We start from the raw sequence: 4,585 nt of genomic DNA on the forward strand, positions 1-4,585 counted from the left end.
GAAGAACGGCTCCCCGGCGACCGCCGGCTCGGGCTCGGGCTCGGGTCCCGCCGCGGCCGGGCCGCCCCCCCGGCGGGCGCGGGCCGCCACGTACGCGTGGGCGCCCCAGCCGAGCACCGCCTCGGCGAGCGCGGGCCCCAGGCCGTGGTTGAAGAAGTCGAGCTGGCGGGCGGTGTCGCTGCAGTGGGCGCAGCGGCTCAGGTGGGCGCGCAGGTCGGGGTCGACATCGACGCCGCCGCGGCGGCAGGTGACGTCCAGCATCCGCAGGTACTGCCGGCACTCGTGCTCGGGGGCGGTTTCGCGGTGGACCTGGAGGCACTCCTCGCGCAGCCGGTCGGCGGCGCGCTCCCGTTCGACGCGGGCCGACGCGTGGTCGAGGCCGAGCAGGGCGCCGGGCGCGGAGGGCGGTTCGCTCTCGACCTCGGTGTGCCACAGCAGGCAGCGGGCCGGCTGGGGCAGCCGCCGGAAGGCGCCGGAGAGCAGTCTGCGGTCGGCGGGCGGCAGCAGCCGGGCGGCGGCCCGTTCGCCGTCCTGCCCGCCGCCGCGCAGTTCGGCGTGGAGCAGTTCCCGCCGGTGGTCGCCGTCCCACTCGGCGGCGATCCGGCCGACGGTGACGAGGAGCCGGGGCCGCCAGGCGGCCGTCGGGCCGGTCTGGCGGAGGGTCTCGCCGAACAGCCGGGTGAAGGCGGCGGTGGTGAGCATGCCCGCCGACCGCGCGTCCGCGGTGCACAGCCGGGCGTAGGCGAAGCCGGCCTCCCAGTGCCGGTCCAGGAGTTCCCCGACGGGGTGGAGCGCGGGGGCCGCTCCCGTCCAGTTCTTGAGTCGGGCGCTCAGTTGAGCGTCCGTCACATCAAGGAGGCGGGTGTCGTCAGGCGAATTCGAGGGGCCTGCGTCAGGCACGGCGGCATTCCTCCGGAGGGCACTGCGGCATTGAAAGTCCATACCAACGGGTATGCTCCGCAAGCGGCTCGGGCGAGGTGTGCGGCGTAAGGGAGCGGGGCTCACTTTTGCACAGGTCAGGGAGAGAGAACAAGCCGCTCCGTTTTTTGTGCACCACGTACGCGGCGATCAGTTTTTGACGAATTGTCAATAACCGCTTCCCGCGCATTGCGCGATATCCGCAAAGCGTGGGGAAAAGGGATTCACTCGGCAGCCTTCCGGCCCGAACGCAAACCATTGACCTGCCGCGCCCGCGCATTTCCCGCTGGTCATGCCGACATCGGCGCCTTCACAGCTCGTTCACAAGTGGGATGCCAACCTTTGGCTGTCGCTCCGGGCCGGGGAGTTCGGCGGGGACGGGTCCGTGCGGCACGGGGCGCGCGCCGCACGGACCGCGCCGGGCCGCGGGTCAGTGGCCGGCGACCGGGTGGGGCGCGTAGGGCCGCTCCAGCTCCTCCCGTTCCCCGGCGTCGAGCTCCAGGCCGACCGCGGCCACCGCGTCCTGGAGGTGGCCGGGCCGCGCGGCGCCGACGATCGGGGCGGACACGGTGTCCTGGTGCAGCAGCCAGGCCAGGGCGACCTGGGCGCGCGGGACGCCCCGCCGGTCCGCGACGCGGGTGACGGCCTCGACCACGGCCCGGTCGCCGTCGGCGTACAGCCCGCTGCCGAACGCGTCGTCCGCGCTGCGCCCGGTGACCGTGCCCCAGTCGCGGGTGAGCCGGCCGCGGGCCAGCGGGCTCCACGGCAGGACGCCGACGCCCTGGTCGGCGCAGAGCGGCAGCATCTCGCGCTCCTCCTCGCGGTAGAGGAGGTTGTAGTGGTTCTGCATCGAGACGAACTTGGTCCAGCCGCCCCGCTCGGCGGTGTACTGCATCTTGGAGAACTGCCAGGCGTCCATCGAACTCGCCCCGATGTAGCGGACCTTGCCCGCCTTCACCAGGTCGTGCAGGGCCTCCATGGTCTCCTCGACCGGGGTGTGCGGGTCGAAGCGGTGGATCTGGTAGAGGTCGACGTGGTCGGTGCCCAGCCGGGTGAGGCTGTGGTCGATCTCCGTCATGACGGCCTTGCGGGAGAGCCCGGCGCCGTTGGGACCCGGCCGCATCCGCCCGTTGACCTTCGTCGCGAGCACGATGTCGTCGCGGCGGGCGAAGTCGCGCAGCGCCTTGCCGACGATCTCCTCGCTGGTGCCGTCGGAGTAGACGTTGGCGGTGTCGAAGAAGGTGATCCCGGCGTCCAGCGCCTGCCGGATCAGCGGGCGCGAGGCCGCCTCGTCGAGGGTCCACCCGTGCGCGCCGCGCTCGGGCTGCCCGTAGGTCATGCAGCCCAGACAGATCCGCGAGACGTCCAGGCCGGTCGAACCGAGCTTCACGTACTGCATCGTTGCTGCTCCTGCCGTCGCAGTGGGTACGCGTGGAGCGTACGTCGCCCCGCGCGGCGGATGAACGGGGGCAGGGGCGGGCGGGCGGCCACGGCGTCCTCCGGGTTCCCCGAGGCCGCGGGTCGCGGGTCACGGGTGACGGGTGACGGGTGACCGGGTCCGGCGGGGCCGGACCCGGTCAGGTCGGTTCCCCGGTCCGCGGGGGCGGTCGCGCGGCCGGCTCAGCCCTCGGAGACGGTGATGGCGCCGACCGGGCAGGCGCGGGCGGCGTCCCGCACCATCGGGTCGCCGCCGCCGTCCTCCATGCCGGGCAGCAGGGAGCTGTAGCCGTCGTCGTCCTGGGTGAAGACGGCCGGTGCGGCCAGGGCGCACTGGCCTGCCCCGACACAGCGGTCGTGGTCGACGGCGATGCGCGTCTCGTGCGTCTCGCCCGCTTCGGTGGTCCGGTGGGTTTCGGTCGTGGGGTGCGTCTCGTGCGTCTCGTTGTGCATGACCGGAGCCTCTTACCAGGTCACGGGGAGTTCCAGCATCCCCTGGATCGTGTCGCCGGGTTTGAACGGAATGTCCTCCGCAGGGACGGCAAGGCGCAGGTGCGGCAGCCGGGCGAAGAGGGTGCGCAGCGCGATCTCCATCTCCGCGCGGGCGAGGTTCTGGCCGAGGCACTGGTGGATGCCGAACCCGAAGGCGAGGTGATGGCGGGCGGGCCGGTGCCAGTCGAGGGTGTCGGGCTCGGGGTAGACGGCCTCGTCGCGGTTGATGACCGACGTCGAGAAGAGCACGCCGTCACCGGCGCGGATCGTCTCGCCGGCCACCTCCATGTCCTCGGCGGCGACCCGCACCAGTCCGTCGGCGATGGAGAGCATCCGCATCAGCTCCTCCACCGCCGCGGGCAGCAGGGCGGGGTCGGCGCGCAGTTCGGCCAGCCGGGCGGGGTGCCGGAGCAGGGTGAAGGTGCCCAGGGAGATCATGTTGGCGGTCGTCTCGTGTCCGGCGACCAGCAGGATGACCGCCAGGGCGATCACCCCCTCGCGGTCGAGGTCGCCGTCGCGCAACTGCCGGTGGACGAGTTCGTCCAGGACTCCGTCGCCGGGTGTGTCCTGCCGCTCCTTGCTGTCGATCAGCTCCTCGAAGTACGCCTCCATACGGGCGCGGGCGTCCATCGAGTCGTCGGCCGTGGGCCCGCGCAGCAGCCGGCGCGACTGGCCCTCGAAGAACTCGTGGTCGTCGTAGGGCACTCCCAGCAGGGCGCAGATCACCATCGAGGGCACCGGCAGCGCGAAGGCGCCGACCAGTTCCGCGGGCGGGCCCTGGGCGATCATCGCATCGATGCGCTCGTCCACGATCCGCTGGATCCGCGGGCGCAGGGCGGTCGCACGCTTGAGGGTGAAGCCGGGGATCATCATGCGCCGCTGGACGCGGTGTTCGGGGTCGTCGACCCCGAGGAGCGCGGTCCTGCGGCGCCGTATCCGCGCGACGCGTTCGCTGGTCGCGGGGAACCCGGGCCGCTGGGGGTCGGTGGACAGGCGCGGGTCGGCCAGCAGGGTGCGGGCGAGGGCGTGGCCGGTGACCATCCACACCGGGCGTCCGTCGTAGAGCCGGACGCGGGCCAGCGGGCGCTCCTCGCGCAGGGAGTCGTAGGCGGCGGGCGGGTGGTAGGGGCAGCCGCGGCTCTGGGGGAAGGCGACGGTGGGCGATTCCGTCAAGTCCGTCATGGGAGACCTCGCAGACGAAGGGTGCGTCGTGCCGGTCTTCATTAGATGCCCCGGGCACCTAAAGGACGACGCCGACTTCGGCCACATCGCGCGGGCCGGGATTCTGGCCGGGGATGATCGCACAGGACTTCGGTCCGGCAATCGCGGAAGCGCTCCCACGCCGCGTTCGGCGTCCTCACGGGCCGGTGACGCGGCCTCCGCGCGTTCTCGGGCCGACTGCCGGGATTTTCCCCACCGGCGGGTCCGCTGTCCCGAATTCCGCGCGCCGGGCGAGCGGGGACCGGCGGAATTCCGGGCGGTCCGGCGGCGCGGGCGCGCAGCGGAAAACCACTTGTCCGGACCACCGAAAGCCCCCGCAATCCGGCCATGTCCGCGATGGCCGCCTTTCCGCCACCGACCGCCGCCGACCGTCCGGCGCGTCTCCGGCGGCGGTCCGGCCGGCCCCGGAGGCCCGCGCGTCCCGCGTCGTGACCGCCGCGCTCCTCGCGGGCCTGCTCGCCGGCTACGGCATCGCCGTACCGGTCGGCGCGGTCGCGGCCCATCCGGTCTCCCTCGC

Annotated in this window: 3 protein-coding genes and 1 pseudogene; all 4 read right to left on the reverse strand. The window is 73.2% G+C overall.

The genetic code is table 11. The features are described from left to right. Window positions 1-900, reverse strand: a pseudogene (locus SZN_RS35505) (hydrolase); the annotation flags it as partial. A 448-nt stretch (window positions 901-1,348) separates the two neighbouring features. Next, window positions 1,349-2,317 carry an aldo/keto reductase gene (locus tag SZN_RS35510; protein ID WP_007505033.1) on the reverse strand — a complete coding sequence of 323 codons (969 nt, stop codon included), beginning with the start codon at window positions 2,315-2,317 and terminating at the stop codon, window positions 1,349-1,351. 221 nt (window positions 2,318-2,538) lie between these two features. Continuing rightward, window positions 2,539-2,727: a ferredoxin gene (locus tag SZN_RS35515; protein ID WP_043734898.1), complete on the reverse strand. Its 189-nt coding sequence runs from the start codon at window positions 2,725-2,727 to the stop codon at window positions 2,539-2,541. 93 nt (window positions 2,728-2,820) lie between these two features. Beyond that, window positions 2,821-4,029, reverse strand: a complete 1,209-nt coding sequence (locus SZN_RS35520) for a cytochrome P450 (protein ID WP_007505036.1) — start codon at window positions 4,027-4,029, stop codon at window positions 2,821-2,823. Window positions 4,030-4,585: the final 556 nt, after the last annotated feature.

Origin of the sequence: Streptomyces zinciresistens K42, from assembly GCF_000225525.1 — a bacterium.
GTDB lineage: Bacteria > Actinomycetota > Actinomycetes > Streptomycetales > Streptomycetaceae > Streptomyces > Streptomyces zinciresistens.

Excerpts from the sequence above, each read along its gene's own strand:
- SZN_RS35510 (WP_007505033.1), bottom strand. The coding sequence starts at position 2,317 with ATGCAGTACGTGAAGCTCGGTTCGACCGGCCTGGACGTCTCGCGGATC.
- SZN_RS35520 (WP_007505036.1), bottom strand. The coding sequence starts at position 4,029 with ATGACGGACTTGACGGAATCGCCCACCGTCGCCTTCCCCCAGAGCCGC.